This is a genomic window from Kitasatospora sp. NPDC048715 (assembly GCF_043198905.1).
Lineage (GTDB): Bacteria > Actinomycetota > Actinomycetes > Streptomycetales > Streptomycetaceae > Kitasatospora > Kitasatospora lactacystinica.
This window is the reverse complement of the sequence record NZ_JBICVH010000025.1, coordinates 59692-78795: the sequence shown is the minus strand read 5'-3', so window position 1 is coordinate 78795 and position 19104 is coordinate 59692. Positions and strand designations below refer to the sequence as shown.

Genomic DNA, 19104 nt, shown 5'->3' with positions numbered 1-19104 from the left:
CGCGACCCCCCCGTTCGCCCCGCCCCGCCGGGCCCCCCCCACAACACACAACCCCCGTAGTCCGCCGGGGGGGGGCCGGGGGCCCCCCCCCCCCCCCCGCGACCGGGACGGGTGGGGCGAGGAGGAGGGGCGGAACCAGGTGTCGAGGGGCGAGGAGAAGGGGCAGGTTTCAGGGGCGGCCGCGGCGCAGGACGGCCTCGGCGAGGTCGACGGCCTCCCGCACCGGGACGAGCCGGCAGTCGGCGGTGCCGATGCGGGCGGTGGTGATGCCGCGGGCGGTGCGCAGGACCTCCTCCCCGAGGCGGTCGAAGTGGAGGTCGTCGAGGTCGGGGGCCCGGAAGGTGGTCCAGCCGTCCGCCCCGACGCAGCGGTACTCGCGCACCGGGACGTCGGGCATGCGCAGGTCGGCCAGGTGGAAGGCGGTGAACCGGCCCATCGGCACGCCGAGCATCAGCACCCGGGCGTCCAGTTCGTAGAGCCGCCCGAGCGGCGACTCCGGGCCGAGGTGGGAGGTCAGCGGGTGGCGCCCGGTGATCTCCCGGGCGAGCCGGCCCACGGCCGCCCAGGAGGTCTGCGGGTGGTGGCTGCGCAGTGCGCCCGGGTGGGTGCGGACCGCCTCCGACAGCGCCCCCATGGAGGGCGAGGCCGGGGTGGTGGCCGGATCGAAGCGGGGCATCCGGGCCTGGTAGTCGGCCACCGCCGCCGGGGAGAGACCGGCGGTGGCGCGCTGGTGGACGCGGGAGGTGGCGGAGTTCTCGGGCGTGGCGGTGTAGGCGACCAGGGTGCCGTCGGGGCCGAGGAGTTCGAGCAGGGCCTCGACCACACCGGCCGCCCCTCCGGGCACCGGTCCGAGGGCGCGCAGGGACGCCTGGACGTGCAGCACCGTGCCCGGACGGACCCCGAGGTCGGCGAGGTCGCGGACGAGGGGATGGACGGGGGAGGCGACGGCGACGCCGCCGCGGGGTTCGGTGAGGATGGCGTTTCCCCGGGGTTGATGGCCCCGGGCGAGGGAGGACCCGGGGCGGCGGGAGTGGGAGGTCAGACCCCGGCCCGTTCGCGCCGTACCCGGTCGGCCGCCTGCTCGGCGGCGGCGGGCAGCGGCAGGGCGAGCCAGGGTGCCACGGTGGCACGCATGCCGTCGGCGAAGCGCGAGCCGGTCCCGGTCAGGGCCCCGGACGACGCCAGCCGCTCCACGGCTTCGGCGGTGTACCGCCGCCAGAGCGCGAACTGCTCCCGTGCCCGGTCGGCGGCCGGTCCCGGCAGTCCGTCGTACGCGCGGGTGCGGGTGCCCCAGTACTCGGTGACGGCCAGGTGGGCGTACGTGCCCTGGAGCAGCCCTTCGAGCGGCCGGGGGTCGGGCCGCCAGGGGGCGAGGTACAGCGTGGTGTCGGCGCGGTCGTACAGGTCCGTCAGGTCCAGCACCGCGCCGAGCTTGACGTGCTGGAACTCGTGCGCGAGCAGCAGGGCGAGGGTCGGCGCGGTGGCGGGCCGGGCGATGCCGACCGCGCCGTACGCCTGTCGGGCCGCCGAGCTGACGTCCCGGCCGGTCGGGCCGGGACGCAACGGGGTGACCGTCGCCAGGCCGGCCCGGATGCCCTCCGCGTACCCGGGCAGGTCCCGGCCGAGCAGTTCCCAGGCCTCGCGCAACGCGCCCGTCCAGTCGAGCAGTTCGCTCTCGGACAGGCGGTCCGCCACCGGGTGGTCGTGGCTGTCGCGCAGCGGGTCGGTGTCCTCCAGGGCGACCGTCCAGCCGCCGGCCAGCCGGACCCGCCGCAGCGGTTCGTCCGGCACGGTGTGCACCGAGCCGTCGGACGCCCGCACCTCGAAGCCGTCGGCCCGCCCGGTGACCACGGCCTCGCCGTCGGGTACGGCGATCCGGCCGAGCGTCGGCAGGTGCAGCCACCCGCCGCGGACGGGCACCGCCACCGCGTCCCCCCGCCCGGCCCGCACCGCGGCCGCCGCGGCGAGCGCGGCCAGTGGGCCGAGCCCGACCGGCAGGTCCCCGGCGAGTCTGCGGGCCGCCCAGGAGCGGGCGTACGGGTGGGCGAGCACGGTGTCCACGGCGGCGGGGGCCGCCGTGTCGAGCTCCGTCAGCAGGGCCCACGCCTCGGCCCGCCCCTGTCCGGAGGCGTCCCAGGCGGCGGCCAGCATCGCCCGGGTGAGGGCGAGTTGGGAGCGGCCGAGCGCGGCGATGGTCTCCGCGCCCCCGTATCCGCGCGCCAGCTCGTCGAGTTGCGACGGGGTGAGCGCGCCGGGCGGCAGCGGCTCGGCGCCGGGCCGGGCGGCCTCGGCCGCCCGCACCGGAACGCCAGTCGAACTCCCGTTCCCCGCAATGCCGTTGATGAACGTCATGAGATCACCGCAGTAGACGGAGGGATGGTCGAAGCTGCCTCCTCCATCGTCGCTCCGATAGCGGTGGGCGTACAGCCCGCCACCGCAGGAGCGGACCACGGAGCAGGCGCGGCAGGCCTCGCTCAGTCCGGCCAGGCCGGACTGGCGGGCGGCGATGCCGGGGTGGCGGGCCAGGTCGTCGAGGCTGTGCGCGAAAACGTTCATGCCGGTGACGGGCGCGCCGTCGTACGCGGTCTTCAGGCTGTCGGCCTGCTCGAAGGTCCCGTCCGTCTCCAGGACCGCCAGGTCGGAGGGCTCCAGGCCGAGCGACTCGGTGAGGCTGGAGAATCCGCGCAGGGTCCGGTGCACGGACTCGAAGGTCCGTACGGCGAACGGCCGTCCGTCCGCTTCCCACAGCCCGTGGACGGTCAGCAGCCAGTCGGCGTACGGGGTGGTGGCCGGCCCGGCGGGGCGCGCGGGCGGATCGTCCCAGGTGGCGTGCGGAAGCAGGAAGTCCACGGCGGGCGGGCGGAGTTCGGCCAGCGCCCGGTACACGGCCACCGGGTCGTTCTCGACGTCCATCGTGCACAGCAGCCCGGCGAACAGGTGCCGGTACTCGGGCTCGTTCAGCAGCGCGACCGCCCGCAGCACCTGCGGGTGGCTGCTGCGTCCGTCGGCGAACCGCCGGTGGCGGTCGTTGGCGGCCCGGTCGCCGTCCAGCGAGATGCCGACCTTGATGTCCTGCTCCGCGAACAGCGAGCAGAAGTCCCGGCTCAACAGCACGCCGTTGGTGTGGATGCGCAGGTCGAGCACGCAGCCGGGCGGGAGCGCCGCCCGGAGCGTCCCGGCGGCGCGGCGCAAGCGGTCCGGGCCGGCGAGCAGGGGTTCTCCCCCGTGCAGGACGACCCGGACGGCGGGCAGCCGGTGGGCGGCCGCGTGCTCACCGATGCGCTCGGCGGCCTTGGCCATGATCCCGTCCGCGATGACCTTCGGCCGGGAGCGCCAGCTGCTGTCCGCGTGCTCGTAGACGTAACAGTGGTCGCAGGCCAGATCGCACCTGCTGTGCATCTTGACCACGAACTGCGTCAACGGCAGCGGAATCGACGTCGTCATGGAACTGTTCGGCTCGGTTCGGTCTGCTCGGTCTGGGTTCCGCTCGGAGGTCCGGGTCGGGTCAGATCGAGGAGTTGAAGGCAGCGACCGGCACGAGGCCGGATTCCGCGCCGGGGAGCGCGCGCTGGAGCCGGGAGGCGAGTTCTTCCGCGCCGAGCGCGGCGAGATCGGCGAGGGAGGGGCGTTCCGGCGTCTCCTGAGGGTCAGTGAGCTTGCCGGCCGGCCTGATGCTGGTTACCGGGGTCATATTCGTTTCCTTAGGCGCGGTTAGGACCTGCCGAGGGTGGGTAAGCCCACCCGGTTGCGACCAATGTAGTGCCAGCGAAGACTCCGCGCGGCACCTTGCGGACTCACGTTGAACTCCCCAGGCGGTCCACGTCGTACGACAGCGCGTTGAGCCCCCAGAATTCACCCGTTCAGCGGTCGCGCACTTCGCCCTGGCGCACGCCGAAGCGCACCGCCGGGACGAGCGCCCGGACGAACACCCGGGCCCGCATCCGGAGGAGAACCCGGAGGAGGCCCCGGACGGGAACCGGGACCAGCACCTGAAGCAGTACCTGGACACACCCCGGGAGTGCCCGGGGAAGCCCTCCGGCAAGCACGCCATCCGGCCAAGCGTCCGATGTCCGGGATTCATTCCCCCGGCTCGCCGAGCTCCCGGACGGTCCGCACCAGCTCCTCGGTGAACTCCAGCCCGCTCGACGTCAGTTCGCCGCAGCCCAGGAGCGTCCGCCCGGCGGCCAGGGTGTGCGTCCGCCAGCGCGCGAACTCCCCGTGCGCGCGGGCGGCGTCGCCCGCCCCGGCGGCCGCCTCCGCCCGCCAGAAGTCCGCCACGCCCAGGTGCGCGTACGCCCCCTGGAGCAGCGCCCCGGCCGGGCGCGGGTCGGGCCGCCAGGGGGCGTGGTGGACGGCCGGGCCGTTGGGGCGGTGCAGCGGCACCAGGTCCAGCAGGGCGCCGAGTTGGACGTGGAGGAACTCGTGCACCAGGGCCAGCGCCAGCAGCACCGGATCGCCCGGCAGCGAGGCCGCCACCGCGCCGTAGGCCCGCCGGGCGGCGGCGCTCACCGCCTCCCCGCCGGGGGCGGGCCGCAGCGGGACGACGGTGGTCACGCAGGCCGCGACGGCCGCCGCATGGCGGCGGTGACGGCGCACCAGGATGTCCCAGGCCTCGGACAAGCGCTGCTCCCAGAGCCCGATTTCGGCGTCGGCGAGCGGACCGGCCGGCGGACGTCCGTAGTCCACCCGGCGCGGACCGGCGTGGTCGATCGACGGCGCCCAGCGCAGCCCGTCGCACTCCAGCGCGAGGGGCGCGCCGGAGCCGGGGCGGAGGAACTCGCCCAGTCCGCCGAGCGGAACGTCCTCGCCCGCCGCCGCGCCGCGCAGGCAGTCGGCCGCCCAGGCGTCCAACTCGGGCCGCAGCAGCACCTCCTCCCACTGGTCCCGGTCGTCCCGCTGCAGCGCCCGCACCCGGGCGTACGCCTCCCGGTAGCCGTCGTGCTCCGGCACCGCCCGGCGCAGCGCCAGCAGCAGCAGCGCCCGCTTGCTCAACTGCCCGCCGCGCAGCAGCCGGACGGCCTGCGGCCCGCCGCGCGCGCCCGCGATCGCCCGGAACGTCTCCCGGTCCACGCCGTGCCGGGGCAGCCCGTCCGCCCCGCGGGCGCCCGGTACCCCGGCCGCCACCACCTCGCCCGTACCCGCCACCGGTCCTCCTCCTCGTCCGTTCGGCTCCCGGCCCGGTCGGCCGGCCCATCGCCCAACCCGCCGGGTCCGCCCGCAGTCTCCCCGCGCCGGGGCGGATCAGCCGGACAGCGGCCGGGCATGACCCGGACGGGTGAGCCGAACCGCCGCCCGCCGACGTCCGACGCCTGACGCCTGACGCCCGACGCCCGACGCCCACCAGGAACCCACCGCCCGGCCCCGCACCGGTCCTCAGCTCCCCGCCAGCCCCGCCACCCCCGCCCGCAGGCGCCCCGCGATGTGCCGGACCAGCCGGTCCAGGTCCGCGCAGTACACCGACGGGTGCCCGAAGCCGTCCCCCGCGTACCGGTGCGCGTACAGTCCCCCGCCGCAGACCCGGGCCAGCGGGCAGCCGGCGCAGACCGGCCCGAGGCCCGCGAGGCCGCGCTGGCGGGCCCGGAAGGCCGGGTGCGCGCCCGCCCGCGCGAAGCCGTGCCGCCACACGTCCAGGCCGGTCCCGGGGGCGCCGTCGTAGGCCACCTTGAGGCTGTCCGCCTGCTCGATCGTCCCGTCCGCCTCGACCACCACCAGGTCGACGGGCGCCAGCCCGACCGCCTCGCTGGCCGCCCGCCCGCCGAGCAGCAGCACCGCCAGTTCCTCGAACAGCCGTACCCCGGTCTCCCGGCGCGGCGCGTCGTACCAGCGGTCGAAGGCGGCGATCAGCCACTGCCCGTACGGCGCCGGCTCCGCGCCCGACGGCGGCGCGGCCGGCACCGGCCGCGGCCGGACGCCGGGCGGCGGCTCCCGCCAGGTCGCGTGCGGCAGCAGCAGGTCGATCCGGGGCGGCGCGAACTCCAGCAGCGCCTCGTAGGTGGCCACCGGGTCGGACTCCAGGTCGACCACGCACAGCAGGCCGGCGAAGAGGTCCCGGTGCCGGTCCGAGCCGAGCAGCCGCACCGCCTCCGCGGTGCGTGCCCAACTGCCCGCGCCGGAGGGCAGTCTGCGGTGCCGGTCGTGGTCGGCCCGGGTGCCGTCCAGCGAGACCCCGACCGCGACCCGGTGGCGGTGCAGCACGTCGAGCAGGGCCGGTTCGTCCAGCAGCCGCAGCCCGTTGGTCTGCACGGTGAACCGCGTCCGGGGCCGGACGGCCGCCAACTCGGCCAGCAGCGCGTCCAGATGGGCCGCGCCGACGAGCAGCGGCTCGCCGCCGTGCAGCACCACGGACACCTCGTCCAGCCCGTGCTCGGCCGCGTGCTCCTCGATCCGCCGGGCGGTGCGGCGGACGGTCGCGAGTTCCATCCGCCGCGGCCGCCCGCGCCAGCTCTGGTCCGCGCCCTCGTACACGTAGCAGTAGTCGCAGGCCAGGTTGCACCGACTGTGGATCTTCAGCAGGAACTGCCGGAACGGCACCATGCCGGTGAGCCTAGGCCACGCCGGCCGACCGTCCGTCACACGTGCGGCGGCTCCACGTCGGAGTCCAGCCGCGTCCCGGCCCGCACCGCGATCGTCGTCGGGTGCTCCTCCCCCAGGGTGATCCGGGCCCGCCGGATGCAGTCCGCCCGAAGCTCCGCCGCCCGCTCGGCGTACCCGAGGGCGGCCATCGACAGCGAGAGGTTGGAGTTGATGCCGATGGAGTCGTAGTGGTCCTGGCCGAGGGCCTCGGTCATCAGCGGCGCGGCCTCCAGTTCCAGGTCGAGCGCGTCCTGGAGCTCCCCGGCCAGCGACAGGTCGTTGGCGTGGTTCATCATCGCGATCGGGATGTAGAGGTGGTGCGCGCCGAGGACGGTGCGGAACTGCGCCAGCGTACGGCCGGACAGCTCGCGCGCCTCCGTCGCGCGCCCCGCCAGCCGCAGGTACACCGAGAGGTTGTTGGCGCCGGCCAGCGTCACCGGGTGGTTCTCGCCCAGGTAGTCGCGGTACCGCGCCAGCGCCCGTTCGGCCAGCGGGATCGCCCGCCCGGTGTCGCCGAGCGCGTTGAGGTCGCTGGCCAGGTTGGTGGCGGCGGCCAGGGTGTCGGGGTGCTCGGGGCCGTTGATGTCCAGGTAGCGCTGGTAGATGTCCTCGTCGATCTCCAGGGCCTCGTGGTACCGGCCGGCCCGGCGCAGCGCCACGGCCAGGTTCTTGCGGGCGCGCAGGGTGTCGGTGTGGCTGTCGCCGATGGTCTGCTGGTAGATCCGGACGGTCTCCTCCAGCAGGTCCAGGGCCTCCCGCAGCCGCCCGGTCTCGCGCAGGTCGCGGGCGTAGTTGGAGGCCGAGGAGAGCGCGTAGAGGCTGTGCGCGCCGAGCGCGTCGCGCTGCTGGAGGTAGTTGCTGCGGTGCCGTTCCAGGGCGGCCCGGCGGTCGCCGGCCAGGTAGTCGGAGACGGCGAGGTTGTTGGTGATCATCAGGGTGCGGGGGTGGTCCGGGCCGAGGGTGCGCCGGGCGGCGTCCAGGGTGCGGCGGTCGAGCGCCCGGGCCTCGTCGTAGCGGCCGAGGAAGCGCAGGTCGGCGCCGAGGCTGTTGGCGACGGCGAGGGTGTGGGAGTGCTCCGGGCCCAGGGTCGCGGTGAAGCGTTCCAGGATGTCCCGGTCCATCTCGTACGCCTCCTGGAGGGCGCCCTGGGAGCGGCGGATGTTGCTCAGCTGGGTGCGCAGCATGAGCGTCTGGGCGTCGTTGTCGACGTCGAAGCCGGGCCCGCCGTAGCCGTCCTGGCGCCAGTGCTCCAGGGTCCGTTCGGCGAGTTCCCGGCCGGACTCGTGCAGGCTGCGCTTCCACTGGTAGCGGACCGAGTCGATGATCCACTGCCGGACGTCCTCGTCGGCGCTGTCGAGCGCTCCGGACGGCCAGAGGTGGGGCAGGAGTTCGGCGTACTCGGCCCAGTTCACGGGCACGTCCGGGTCGCCGGGGTTGGCGGTGGCGAGCGCGGCGTGGACGACGCCGCGCAGTTCGGCCCGCCGCTCCTCCTCGACCTGGTCCCGCAGCACCGCCTGGACCAGCCGGTGCACGGTGATGGTCTCGCTGCCCTGGTCGGTGCGGGCGAGCCCGAAGCGGTTGATGGCGCGCAGGAACTCGCCGATCGCGAGCTTGTCGCGGGGCGCGCGCGGGGGCAGCCGCAGGGCGCGGGTGACGGCCCGGCTGTAGAGCAGCCGCATCGGGATGGCGTCCGGGCCGAAGAAGGCGCAGATCTCCAGGATCTGGGCGGCCGGGGCGTTCATCCGGCGCAGCTCCTCGACCGAGATGCGCCAGGTCGCGGCGGCCGAGTGCGGGTAGTCGGCGGCGCGCAGCCGGGTGCGCTCCAGCATCTCGGTGAGCTCTTCGTCGAGCAGTTCGAGGTAGGTGGCGATCGGCATCGACGTCTCCTGGAGCCAGACGGCGGCCTGGCCGACGGCGAGCGGCAGGTCGCCGAGGCGCTGCGCGACCTGGTCGGCGTCCTCCGAGGAGAGCCCGCCGTTGAAGCGGCGCAGCAGCCGGACGCTCTCCTCGCGGAGGAAGACGTCGACCTCCACCAGGCCGGCGTGCCGGGCCCAGCCCTGGTTGCGGGAGGTGATCAGCACGTGCCCGCCGGAGGAGCCGGCCGGCTGCCAGGGGGCGAGCTCCTCGGGGGTGCCGGCGTTGTCGAAGACGAGCAGCCACCGGCGGTACGGCTGGCCGCGGCGCAGCGCGTCGAGCACGGCGGCGGCGGTGTGCGCGACGTCGTCGCTGGTGGGCACGCCGAGCCGGGGCGCGAGTTCGGCGAGCTTCTGCGGGATGTTGGCGGGCTCCTCGGCGGGCACCCACCAGACCACGTCGTAGGCGGCCTTGAAGCGGTGCGCGTACTCGGCGGCGATCTGGGACTTGCCGGCGCCGCCGAAGCCGTAGAGCACCTGGCTGAGCACGGCGGCGGGCCCGCCGGTGAAGCGGTTGCGGAGCAGTTCGAGCAGCTTGCCGCGGCCGATGAAGGCGGCGTTGCGCGAGGGCGCCTCCTGGACCTGCGGGGCGGTGCCGGGGAACCGCGCGGGGGCGGCGAACTCCCCGCTGTCGGTGTCCGATTGGCGGCTGCTGCCGGGCGGCGGGCCGAGTTCGGCGTAGAGCTGGGACTCGGCGCCGACCGCGGAGGAGCGGACCAGGTCGGGCACCGGCGGCCCGGTGAACGGGCGGGGCACCGGCTCGTCCGAGTCCTGGAGCCGGAAGGCGACCAACGACGGTGATCCGGAGGCGAGTTCGCGCCCCTGGAGGAGCTGCCAGACCTCGGCCGCGCGGGGCAGCGCGGTGTACTCGGGCGAGAGCAGCGCGAGCAGCCGGCCCTGGCCGTCGACCGGCCCGGCGACCTCCGGCGGCCGGGGGCCGCTGTACGGCTCGGCGGCGCTGTGCAGGGAGGTCTGGTAGCCGAAGCGGGTGAGCGTCCCGGCGGCCCACTCGGCCCACATCCGGTCCTCGGGGGCGTAGCTGACGAACACCTGGCGCGGAACCGCCCGGGCGGAGCGCAGGTAGGCGCCGTAGAGCCGGCGGCGGGTCTCGGCGGTGAGCGGGCGAAGGGCGCGGACCCGGCCGTCGGTGATCCAGCCGGCCAGCCGCTCGAAGGCGTTGAGCAGGCTGCGGGCCTCCTGCGGCCGGTCGGCGACGGTGGCGGGCACCTCCTCGTAGGCGTAGAAGGGCTTGTACGGCACCTCGACGTCGGCCCAGTAGCCGGCCCGGCGGTCGCCGGCCAGCCAGCGGCCGAGGTAGGGGGCGAAGGCCTCGCGGGCGTAGTCGCGGCCGGCCTCCAGGCGCTCCTGCTCGGCGTCCTCGACCCGCATCGGCACCGGCAGGACCCGGATCGCCCGCTCCTCGGCCGCGGCGATGTCGCGGGCCGCGTCGACGCCGCCGCGGATGTTCTGGACGCTGAAGGTGAAGCAGTCCACCACGGTGTCGGGCATCAGGACGGTGCAGATGCCGGAGGTGTCGCTGACGCCGGTGCGGCTGTCGATGAGCACGTAGTCGTAGCCGCGGGCCCAGCGGTCGCGCAGCTCGCGCAGGAACTCGCCGCCGCGGATGTCCCGGCCGTGGTAGAAGCTGCGCCAGTTGAAGCTGGTGACGGCGGCGGCGTAGGCGGCGTTCTGCCGGCCGGCGGGCAGGAAGTCGAGCCGGCCGCCGGGCGGCAGGTCGAGGGCGAGGCCGCAGACGTAGCCGTCCAGGCGCCCGGGCTCGTCCAGCCAGGCGGCCGGGGACTGCCCGACCGGCCCGGTGGTGGAGGGCAGCGCCTGCTTGACGTAGGAGCGCAGCAGGTCGATCAGGCCGTCGGTGGAGTGCAGTTCCGGGTCGACCAGCAGCGGGTGGTAGTACCGGTGGAGGCCGGGCGCCTCCAGGTCCCAGTCGACGACCAGGACGCGCAGGCCGCGGCTGGCGAGGATCCAGCCGACGTTGGCGAGCGCCATGGTGCGGCCGGTGCCGCCCTTGAAGGAGTAGAACGTGACGACCGATCCCGGTCCGCCGCGCTCCGGATCCGCGCCGGGCTCAGTGGTCATCGTTCTTCTCCCCCCTCAGCGGGACAGCGGTGTCCTTGCCCCGGCTCTGGTGCGGCAGGTCGGTGGAACCCGGGAGGCCCCGGTTGACGCGTGCGGGCCCCGGGCGGGGTCCCGGCGGGCCGGCCGGGATGGTCAGCCCGGGCATCGCCGGGCCGGTGTCCGGGCCGCCGGGGCCGAGGCCGAAGGCGTCGCCGCCATCGTCCCCCCAATCCAGGTTGTCGTCCATGAGCTTGTTCTGAGCGACCGTCACCATGATGGTGAGGTCGTTGTCGAAGCTCTCCCGGCTCACTTTGACCCGGAACAAGTGCTCCAGGTCGCTCCGGCGCAGCCAGTTGCGCCGGAACACGTCGCGCACGCCCGCCCAGAGCGCGTCGCGCCCCGGCCCGTCGGCCGGGTCGCCGCTGCCGGTGGGCACCATCACGCCGGTGACGGGGTGGTTCTGCTCGTCGTACGCGCGCAGCGCGGAGCGGTAGCGCTCGGCTCCGGCCACCCACGGGTCCACCAGCAGGATGCTGACCTGGCTGTCCTCGCGGGCCTGGTCGAGCTTGTCGGCGAGGGCGGTGTCGACCTCCTCCAGCGTGGTGGTGTGCCCGGCGCCGGTGATCACCTGCTGGGCGCGGGCCGCCAGGGAGGGCTGGACGGGCGGGTGGTAGGGCGCCCAGTGCCACGGCTTGGAGCCGTACCAGCCGCCCTCGGCGGCGGACTCCGAGGCGCGCCCGGCCGCGATGAACAGCCGCACCATCCCGGGGGCGGACGCCGCGGGCGGCGGCGCCGGGGGCGGGAAGTAGCCGCGCACGGCGCCGAGGTCGAACTCGGGCAGCTCGCCGAGCCGGCGCGCGGCCGCGTCCCGGACCCGCTCCGCGACCACCCGGACGACCTGCTCGTACGCCCCGCCCTGCGCGGTGCGCAGCAGCGCCCGCAGGCCGTACCGGGCGTAGGCCTCGCCCATGTCCGGCTGGGCCCACTGGATCTTGTTGACCTCGTCGGCCAGGTCGCCCGGCTCGACGGGTTCCCAGAGCACCGGGACGAGCGCCGGGATGAGTTCCCCGGTCTCTTCGTGGTGGCGCCGGACCCGGCCGCGGAAGGCGGTCCACTCCTTGCCGCAGTAGAGGCTGGTGAAGTAGGCCGGGGAGTAGAGCGCGATCATGGTCCGGCTGCGGCCGAGCATCGTGGCCAGCCGCTCGGCCCAGTCGTCGCCCAGGCGCAGCTGCTCGGTGTCCCGGTAGGCCAGTTCCTCGCCGCGCACGCCGGTGCCGACCAGCCGCCCGAGTTCGTCCCGCAGGTCGTTGAAGAACTGGTTGACGAAGGCGTCCTCGGCCTCGAAGTCCCGACGCGCGTAGCTGAAGAAGAAGTACGGCCGGTGTTGTTCCTGCTCCATCACCTGTTCCCCCCGTGCCCAACGGTCCGCGACGGCGCTGGTTTCATACCCCAGCATGTCCCGAACTCCACCGTCCACGCTGGCGAGTTGGCGGATTCGGCCGCCTCGGGGGGTTTAGCCGGTGGTCAGGCGCACTTCCCCGGCCGGGGGCGCTCCGGCGCTCAGGGGGCGCACCGGTGGGGGCGCGGGCGCCCGTCGGGCTCGACGCGCCGGGCGCGGGGGCGCGGGCTCCCGCGGTGCTACCGGTCGAGCGCCGACTGGAAGGCCGCGAGCGGCTCCGCGCCGGGGGTCAGGGCGTCCGCGACCACCCGGCGCAGCAGGTCACCGAGGACGGTGTCGGGCAGGGCGTCGAGTTCGTCGAGCGGCAGGGCGGCGACGTCGACCAGGTCAGAGCCGAGTCCAGCGGCGGTTCCCGCACCGGTGACGCCCATCAGTCCCTCACTCAGTCCCTCACTCGATCGTGTCGGCACGGCGGGCCGCCGGCCGGAGCTGCATCGGCCCAGGTCCGCGACGGGCATCCTACCGGACGGATGACGGTCCATCAGCTCCGCGCGGACGCCGCGCGGAGCCTTTGGGCCGAAGGGATCACGGGCAGAGCCGCTCCACCCGCCACCCCGTCGGGTCGGACGGGTCGGCGACGTAGCGGAGCCGGTCGTGCAGCCGGTTCTCCCGGCCCTGCCAGAACTCGACGCTCTGCGGGACCACCCGGTACCCGCCCCAGAACGGCGGGACGGGCACGCCCTCGCCCTCCGGGTAGCGCCGCTCCAGCTCGGCGTAGCGCTGTTCGAGGACCTCCCGGCCGCCGACCGGGCTGGACTGCTCGCTGGCCCAGGCGCCCAGCTGGGAGCCGTGCGGGCGGGTGCGGAAGTAGGCGGCGGTCTCGTCCCGGCCGACCTTCTCCACCCGGCCCTGGACGATCACCTGGCGGGCCAGCGCGATCCACGGGAAGAGCAGCCCCGCGTACGGGTTGGCGGCCAGCTCGGAGCCCTTGCGGGAGCCGTAGTTGGTGAAGAACACGAAGCCGCGCAGGTCGTAGCCCTTGAGCAGGACGGTGCGCGAGCTGGGCCGCCCCCCGGCGTCGGCGGTGGAGAGCACCATGGCGTTGGGCTCCACCACCCCGGCGTCGTCCGCCTCGTGGAACCAGCGGGTGAACTGGCCGATCGGCTCGGGCGCGAGCCGCTCCTCGACCAGGCCCTCGTGGCTGTAGTGCTTGCGCATCACGGTGAGGTCCGGGCCGGGGCGGGCCTCGTCGGCCAGGGTCCGGTTGGCGGGGCTCGGGGGCGTCGACTGGGCGCGATCCGGGGTCTGCACGCCAACATCATCCCGTACGACAAGCAACCGGCGCCGCTACCTACGGACAAACCCCGGTGGGAGATGAGGTGACCCGCCGCCGCTTGACCGACCGCCCCGCGGGGAATTGTCCGGAACAGGGCGTTTGGTTCCCGGGATCGCAGGGGTTCCGGGGCTCCCCCGGGCGCGACCGGCCCGTCCGGCGGGCAGGTCGAGCGGGCCCGCGGGAAACATCACCACGGTGGTGTATGGCGCAATGCACCCCGTGCCTGTCACTCTGGCACCGAGTGCCAAACACCATTCGGTCACTGGTGCGCCGCCCCACCACGGCGGAGCGCCGATCACAGAACTGAGGGAGCCGTCGCATGTCCGATTTCGTACCCGGGCTTGAGGGAGTCGTCGCGTTCGAGAGCGAGATCGCCGAACCCGACCGTGAGGGCGGCGCCCTGCGGTACCGCGGTGTCGACATCGACGACCTGGTGGGCAACGTCTCCTTCGGCCACGTCTGGGGCCTGCTGGTGGACGGCAAGTTCAACCCCGGCCTGCCGGCCGCCGAGCCGTTCCCGATCCCCGTGCACTCCGGCGACATCCGGGTCGACGTGCAGTCCGCACTCGCCATGCTCGCCCCGGTCTGGGGCCTCAAGCCGCTGCTGGACATCGACGCCGAGCAGGCCCGCGACGACCTCGCCCGGGCCGCCGTGATGGCCCTGTCCTACGTCGCCCAGTCGGCCCGCGGCCAGGGCCTGCCGATGGTCCCGCAGAGCGAGATCGACAAGGCCGAGACGGTCGTCGAGCGGTTCATGATCCGCTGGCGGGGCGAGCCGGACCCGAAGCACGTCAAGGCCGTCGACGCCTACTGGACCTCGGCCGCCGAGCACGGCATGAACGCCTCCACCTTCACCGCCCGGGTCATCGCCTCCACCGGCGCCGACGTCGCGGCCGCCCTCTCCGGCGCGGTCGGCGCGATGTCCGGCCCGCTGCACGGCGGCGCGCCGTCGCGCGTGCTCGGCATGATCGAGGAGATCGAGCGCACCGGCGACGCGACCGCCTGGGTCAAGAACGCCCTGGACAAGGGCGAGCGCCTGATGGGCTTCGGCCACCGCGTCTACCGCGCCGAGGACCCGCGCGCCCGGGTGCTGCGCCGCACCGCCAAGGAGCTCGGCGCGCCGCGCTTCGAGGTCGCCGAGGCGCTGGAGAAGGCCGCGCTGGAGGAGCTGCACAACCGTCGCCCCGACCGCGTGCTGGCCACCAACGTCGAGTTCTGGGCCGCCATCATGCTGGACTTCGCCGAGGTCCCGGCGCACATGTTCACCTCGATGTTCACCTGCGCGCGCACCGCCGGCTGGTCGGCGCACATCCTGGAGCAGAAGCGCACGGGCCGGCTCGTGCGCCCCTCCGCGCGCTACATCGGCCCCGGCCCGCGCCGCCCCGAGGAGATCGAGGGCTGGGACGCCATCGTCCACTGATCCCCTCCCGGGGATACCGGACGAGCGTCCGGACAGTGCCCCTGAGCAGCGGGTCCGGCTCCGGCCGGGCCCGCTGCCGCCTGTCTGCGGCCCGCCTCCGGGCAGCAGTGATCACGGTCTCAGCGGGCGGACGGCCGTACCCCGCCGAACCCTCCGGCCGGTAGGCTGCGCGCGTGGCTCAGATCCAGATCCCCGCTGACATCAAGCCCGCAGACGGCCGTTTCGGCTGCGGACCGTCCAAGGTGCGCCCCGAGGCCCTGAGTGCCCTCGCCGCGACCCAGACCTCCCTGCTCGGCACCTCGCACCGCCAGGCCCCGATCAAGGACCTGGTCAAGCGCGTGCGCGAGGGCGTGAGCAGCCTGTTCTCGCTGCCGGACGGCTACGAGGTCGTCCTCGGCAACGGCGGCTCCACCGCCTTCTGGGACATCGCCGCCTTCGGCCTGGTGCGGGAGAAGTCCCAGCACCTGGACTTCGGCGAGTTCTCCTCGAAGTTCGCCTCCTCGGTCAAGGCGGCGCCGTGGCTCGGCGAGCCGACCGTGATCAAGACCGCCCCGGGCACCCACCCGCTGCCGGTCGCCGAGGCCGGCGTGGACGTCTACGGGCTCACCCACAACGAGACCTCGACCGGCGTCGCGATGCCGATCGGGCGTCCGGTGGGCGCGGACGAGGGCTCGCTGGTCCTGGTGGACGCGACCTCGGGCGCCGGCGGCCTGCCGGTGGACATCACCGAGACGGACGTCTACTACTTCGCCCCGCAGAAGTCCTTCGCCTCCGAGGGCGGCCTGTGGCTGGCGACCTTCTCCCCGGCCGCGCTGGAGCGCGCCGCCGAGATCGCCGGCTCCGGCCGCTACATCCCGCCGTTCTTCTCGCTGCCGACGGCCATCGACAACTCGTCGAAGGACCAGACGTACAACACCCCGTCGCTCTCCACCCTCTTCCTGCTGGCCGACCAGCTGGAGTGGCTGAACGGCAACGGCGGGCTGGACTGGGCGGTCGCCCGCACCGCGGACTCCTCGTCCCGGCTGTACTCCTGGGCCGAGAAGTCCGCCTACGCCACCCCGTTCGTGGCGAACCCGGCCGAGCGCTCCCAGGTGGTCGGCACCATCGACTTCGACGAGTCGGTGGACGCCGCCGCGGTCGCCAAGGCACTGCGTGCCAACGGCATCGTGGACACCGAGCCGTACCGCAAGCTGGGCCGCAACCAGCTGCGCATCGCGATGTTCCCGGCGATCGACCCGGCCGACGTCGAGGCGCTCACCCACTGCATCGACCACGTGGTCGAGCAGCTCGCGAAGGTCTGACCGGTCCCCCGAGGACACGGCCGAGGGCCACCGCCGACGGGCGGTGGCCCTCTCGCCGTTCCGGGGCCGGGCCGGGGGTCCTCCCGCCGGGGCCCGCCCTAGCGGCCGACCAGCGAGCTGATCAGCACGACGACCAGCATCAGCACCAGGGTGCCGGAGACGATGCGCATACGAGTCTTGGGATCCACGGTCATCGAGCGTACCTGCGGCCCGCCCCGGACTTCTCCCGGGCCCCGGCCCCGGGCCCCGCGACCCCGGTCCCGGAGCCGCCCCCGGGGGCCTCAGCTCCAGTCCGCCAGCGGCCAGGTGTGCAGCGACTCGTAGTGGACGGAGCCGCCGCCCGGGTCGCTGCGCACCAGGTGCAGCCCGGTGGCGTCCCAGTCCGGCCCCCGGTAGTCGGCCAGCGCCGCCACCAGGCCGTCCAGCTCGGCCGCCGCGACCCGCCGCACGGCCCTGCGGTGGCCGCGCGAGGAGCCGGCCCGGGCGAGGGTGAGGTGCGGGTGGAAGGCGTAGTCGTCGGTCGCCCCGGTGACCTCGGCGGTGGCCGCGGTGACGGCGTCGGCCAGCCGGCGCAGCGCCCAGGTCCGGCCCTCGACCCCGGCCCAGAGCACCCGGTCGCCGAACCGCCCCGCGCCCGCGATCCGCAGCCGGTGCACCGGGTGGACCTCGGCGACGGCGGCCAGGCCCGCCGCCAGCTCCGGCAGCCGCTCGGCCGGCACCTCGCCCAGGAAGGCCAGGGTCAGGTGCCAGCCCTCGACGCCGGTCCAGCGCAGCCGTTCCGCCCCGGGCAGCTCCCGCAGCGGCGCGACCGCGTCGAGGAGCCCCTGCAGCGCCTCGGCGGGCGGCAGCACCGCCACGAACAACCTCATGGATCAATCTTCCCGCGCACGCCGGTTCGGGATAGAACGGATCCATGATCGATTCCAGCGGCGTGAAGATCCGCACCGGCGGCCCCGAGGACATCCCCGACGTCCTCGCCCTGCTCGACGGCGCCGTGGCCTGGCTGGCCGGCCGCGGCCGCACCGGCCAGTGGGGCGACCAGCCCTTCAGCACCGACCCGGCCCGGGTGGAGCACATCGCGAAGTACGGCGCCGAGCCGTTCCTGATCCGTCTCGCGGTGGACGACCGGGGCCGTACGGTCGGCTCCTGCGTGCTGTCCGAGGAGCGCGGCGCGTACGTCCCCGCCGTGGCCGAGCGCGAGCTGTTCGTCCGCAACCTGGTCACCGACCGCACCCGCAAGGGCTCGGGCATCGGCGCCGCGCTGATCGCCGACGCGGTGGAGGAGGCCCGCCGCCGCGGCATCGGCCTGCTCCGGGTGGACTGCTACGCCGGCGCCGACCGCGGGCTGGTCGCCCAGTACCGGGCGCTCGGCTTCACCGAGACCGAGGGCTTCGAGGTCGAGCGGCCGGACGGCGTCTGGCCGGGCCAGGTCCTCGCCATCCGGCTCTGAACCGCCACGGGCCCCCGGGACGCCTCCCGGGGGCCCGACGGACGGTCAGCAGGCCGCGGCCAGCTCCGACTTGGCCGCCGGCGCGGTCCGCGGCACGAAGGCCACCACCCGGCCGCCGCGGCCCGGGTGCAGGTCGAACCTCACCCGCAGGTCCGCGCTGCGGGCCAGCACCAGGCCGACCGTGCCGGCCGCCGCCGCGGACACCAGTCCGCAGGCCAGCAGGCCGAGCCGGGGCCCGTACGAGGCCGTCACCCAGCCGACGATCGGGGCGCCGATCGGCGTGCCGCCGGTGAAGACCAGCACCAGCAGGCCCATCACCCGGCCGCGCATCGCGGGGTCGGTGGCCAGCTGCAGCGAGGAGTTGACCGAGGTGTTGAAGCTCAGCCCGAAGACCCCGACCAGCATCAGCAGCAGCGCGAAGGTCCAGTAGTCGGGCGCGAACGCGGCGACCACCTCCAGCGCTCCGAAGGCCAGCGCCGCGCCGACCAGCCGGCGCAGCCGCGGCACGCCCCGGCGGGCGGCGAGCAGCGCACCCGTCAGCGAGCCGATCGCCATCGCGGTGTTCAGCAGGCCGTACTGGCCGGCGCCGACCTTGAAGGTGTCGTACGCGAAGCCGGAGAGCAGCGTGGGGAAGTTGAAGCCGAAGGTGCCGATGAACCCGGCCAGCACCATCGGCCAGAGCAGTTCGGGCCGCTCCTTGACGTACCGCAGCCCCTCGCGCAGCTGACCCTTCTCGCGGGCGATCGGCTCGGTCGGGCGCAGTTCGCTCTCCCGCATCGCGAGCAGCCCGCCGATCACGGCGGCGAAGGACAGCGCGTTGACGGCGAACGCCCAGCCGCTGCCGACCGCGGCGATCAGCAGGCCCGCGACGGCGGGGCCGACCAGCCGGGCGGTCTGGAAGTTGGCGGCGTTCAGGCTGACGGCGTTGGCGAGGTCCTTGGGCCCGACCATCTCGGAGACGAAGGCCTGCCGGGTCGGGTTGTCCACCACGGTGACCAGGCCGAGCAGCAGTGCGAAGGCGTACACGTAGTACGGCGTCACCACACCGCCGACGGTCAGCACCGCGAGGCCGGCGGCCAGCAGGCCCATCGCGCCCTGGGTGAAGACCAGCAGCCGGCGCTTGGGCATCCGGTCGGCGAGCACGCCGCCGAACAGGCCGAGCAGCAGCATCGGCAGGAACTGCATGGCAGTGGTGATGCCGACCGCGAGCGGGCTGCCGGTGAGGCTCAGCACCAGCCAGTCCTGGGCGATGCGCTGCATCCAGGTGCCGGTGTTGGAGACCACCTGGCCGGCGAAGTAGTAGCGGTAGTTGCGAACGCGCAGTGAGGAGAACATCCCCCCGGGCCTGGTGAAGCGGGTGCCGGTCGGCGACGAGAGCGGCCGGGCGGAGCCCGTCGCAGGAAGGGCGGTGGCGGGCGACGGGTGGGAGGCCGCGTGGGCGCGGCGCTGGGCGGCGGAGTCCGCCGCGGTGCGTTCGTCGGGGTCGTCGTCGCCGTTGCCGGGCAGCCCCGTGGGGGCGGGTGCCTGGGCGTCGGCGGCCGCGGCGGTGGCCGCGGCGGGGTCGGTGGTCGGGTCGTCGGTGCGGATGGCGGCGGCGCTGGCTGCGGCCGGCGGTGTCACGTTGGTCTCCCCTCGT

General features: G+C 74.8%; 14 protein-coding genes. 3 read left to right on the top strand and 11 right to left on the bottom strand.

Translation table 11 applies throughout. The annotated features are described in order from the left end of the window. Positions 1 to 169: 169 nt before the first annotated feature. The 9 genes from ACGFSC_RS37695 to pdxH all read right to left on the bottom strand — a co-directional run bounded on the left by ACGFSC_RS37695 (position 170) and on the right by pdxH (position 13179). Positions 170 to 883, bottom strand: a complete 714-nt coding sequence (locus ACGFSC_RS37695) for an AAC(3) family N-acetyltransferase (RefSeq protein ID WP_359913879.1) — start codon at positions 881 to 883, stop codon at positions 170 to 172. A gap of 155 nt (positions 884 to 1038) precedes the next feature. Then, a complete protein-coding gene (locus ACGFSC_RS37690) occupies positions 1039 to 3444 on the bottom strand; it encodes an FxsB family cyclophane-forming radical SAM/SPASM peptide maturase (RefSeq protein WP_359913876.1) in 2406 nt (801 codons plus the stop codon). A gap of 61 nt (positions 3445 to 3505) precedes the next feature. Further along, the gene (locus tag ACGFSC_RS37685) at positions 3506 to 3691 is read right to left on the bottom strand and encodes a hypothetical protein (protein ID WP_359913873.1); all 186 of its coding nucleotides are present in this window, start codon (positions 3689 to 3691) and stop codon (positions 3506 to 3508) included. A 386-nt stretch (positions 3692 to 4077) separates the two neighbouring features. Further along, positions 4078 to 5145 carry an aKG-HExxH-type peptide beta-hydroxylase gene (locus ACGFSC_RS37680; RefSeq protein WP_359913870.1) on the bottom strand — a complete coding sequence of 356 codons (1068 nt, stop codon included), beginning with the start codon at positions 5143 to 5145 and terminating at the stop codon, positions 4078 to 4080. A gap of 228 nt (positions 5146 to 5373) precedes the next feature. Then, entirely contained in the window at positions 5374 to 6534 is a 1161-nt protein-coding gene (locus tag ACGFSC_RS37675) for an FxsB family cyclophane-forming radical SAM/SPASM peptide maturase (RefSeq protein WP_359913868.1), read from the bottom strand. A 35-nt stretch (positions 6535 to 6569) separates the two neighbouring features. Further along, positions 6570 to 10583 carry an FxSxx-COOH system tetratricopeptide repeat protein gene (fxsT, locus tag ACGFSC_RS37670; protein ID WP_359913866.1) on the bottom strand — a complete coding sequence of 1338 codons (4014 nt, stop codon included), beginning with the start codon at positions 10581 to 10583 and terminating at the stop codon, positions 6570 to 6572. Then, on the bottom strand, positions 10573 to 11961 hold the full coding sequence (locus ACGFSC_RS37665; protein WP_359913863.1) for a TIR-like protein FxsC: 1389 nt from the start codon (positions 11959 to 11961) through the stop codon (positions 10573 to 10575). Before ACGFSC_RS37665 ends, fxsT begins: the two co-directional genes overlap by 11 nt. A 239-nt stretch (positions 11962 to 12200) precedes the next feature. Beyond that, positions 12201 to 12392 carry an FxSxx-COOH cyclophane-containing RiPP peptide gene (gene fxsA, locus ACGFSC_RS37660; protein ID WP_359913861.1) on the bottom strand — a complete coding sequence of 64 codons (192 nt, stop codon included), beginning with the start codon at positions 12390 to 12392 and terminating at the stop codon, positions 12201 to 12203. 154 nt (positions 12393 to 12546) lie between these two features. Then, positions 12547 to 13179 (bottom strand): pyridoxamine 5'-phosphate oxidase, encoded by a 633-nt coding sequence (gene pdxH, locus ACGFSC_RS37655; RefSeq protein ID WP_359913884.1) that lies wholly within the window; start codon positions 13177 to 13179, stop codon positions 12547 to 12549. A gap of 437 nt (positions 13180 to 13616) precedes the next feature. On the opposite strand from pdxH, the gene ACGFSC_RS37650 reads away from it, so the two are divergent. After that, entirely contained in the window at positions 13617 to 14717 is a 1101-nt protein-coding gene (locus ACGFSC_RS37650; RefSeq protein WP_359913858.1) for a citrate synthase 2, read from the top strand. Between the two features lie 173 nt (positions 14718 to 14890). Next, positions 14891 to 16018, top strand: a complete 1128-nt coding sequence (gene serC, locus ACGFSC_RS37645; RefSeq protein WP_359913855.1) for a phosphoserine transaminase — start codon at positions 14891 to 14893, stop codon at positions 16016 to 16018. A 281-nt stretch (positions 16019 to 16299) separates the two neighbouring features. Here the strand turns inward: serC and thpR are convergent, their stop codons facing one another. Continuing rightward, positions 16300 to 16887 carry an RNA 2',3'-cyclic phosphodiesterase gene (gene thpR, locus ACGFSC_RS37640; protein ID WP_359913852.1) on the bottom strand — a complete coding sequence of 196 codons (588 nt, stop codon included), beginning with the start codon at positions 16885 to 16887 and terminating at the stop codon, positions 16300 to 16302. 44 nt (positions 16888 to 16931) lie between these two features. On the opposite strand from thpR, the gene ACGFSC_RS37635 reads away from it, so the two are divergent. Then, complete coding sequence (locus ACGFSC_RS37635) at positions 16932 to 17468, top strand: GNAT family N-acetyltransferase (RefSeq protein WP_359913849.1); 537 nt, start codon at positions 16932 to 16934, stop codon at positions 17466 to 17468. Positions 17469 to 17513: 45 nt separating this feature from the next. Here the strand turns inward: ACGFSC_RS37635 and ACGFSC_RS37630 are convergent, their stop codons facing one another. Continuing rightward, on the bottom strand, positions 17514 to 19088 hold the full coding sequence (locus tag ACGFSC_RS37630) for an MFS transporter (protein ID WP_380349020.1): 1575 nt from the start codon (positions 19086 to 19088) through the stop codon (positions 17514 to 17516). Between the last annotated feature and the right edge of the window lie 16 nt (positions 19089 to 19104).

What these genes read in the sequence shown, in the direction of transcription:
- ACGFSC_RS37690 (WP_359913876.1), bottom strand. Translation starts at nt 3,444, where the DNA reads ATGACGACGTCGATTCCGCTGCCGTTGACGCAGTTCGTGGTCAAGATG.
- ACGFSC_RS37685 (WP_359913873.1), bottom strand. Translation starts at nt 3,691, where the DNA reads ATGACCCCGGTAACCAGCATCAGGCCGGCCGGCAAGCTCACTGACCCT.
- fxsA (WP_359913861.1), bottom strand. Translation starts at nt 12,392, where the DNA reads ATGGGCGTCACCGGTGCGGGAACCGCCGCTGGACTCGGCTCTGACCTG.
- ACGFSC_RS37650 (WP_359913858.1), top strand. Translation starts at nt 13,617, where the DNA reads ATGTCCGATTTCGTACCCGGGCTTGAGGGAGTCGTCGCGTTCGAGAGC.
- pdxH (WP_359913884.1), bottom strand. Translation starts at nt 13,179, where the DNA reads ATGCGCAAGCACTACAGCCACGAGGGCCTGGTCGAGGAGCGGCTCGCG.
- ACGFSC_RS37635 (WP_359913849.1), top strand. Translation starts at nt 16,932, where the DNA reads ATGATCGATTCCAGCGGCGTGAAGATCCGCACCGGCGGCCCCGAGGAC.
- fxsT (WP_359913866.1), bottom strand. Translation starts at nt 10,583, where the DNA reads ATGACCACTGAGCCCGGCGCGGATCCGGAGCGCGGCGGACCGGGATCG.
- ACGFSC_RS37675 (WP_359913868.1), bottom strand. Translation starts at nt 6,534, where the DNA reads ATGGTGCCGTTCCGGCAGTTCCTGCTGAAGATCCACAGTCGGTGCAAC.
- ACGFSC_RS37665 (WP_359913863.1), bottom strand. Translation starts at nt 11,961, where the DNA reads ATGGAGCAGGAACAACACCGGCCGTACTTCTTCTTCAGCTACGCGCGT.
- thpR (WP_359913852.1), bottom strand. Translation starts at nt 16,887, where the DNA reads ATGAGGTTGTTCGTGGCGGTGCTGCCGCCCGCCGAGGCGCTGCAGGGG.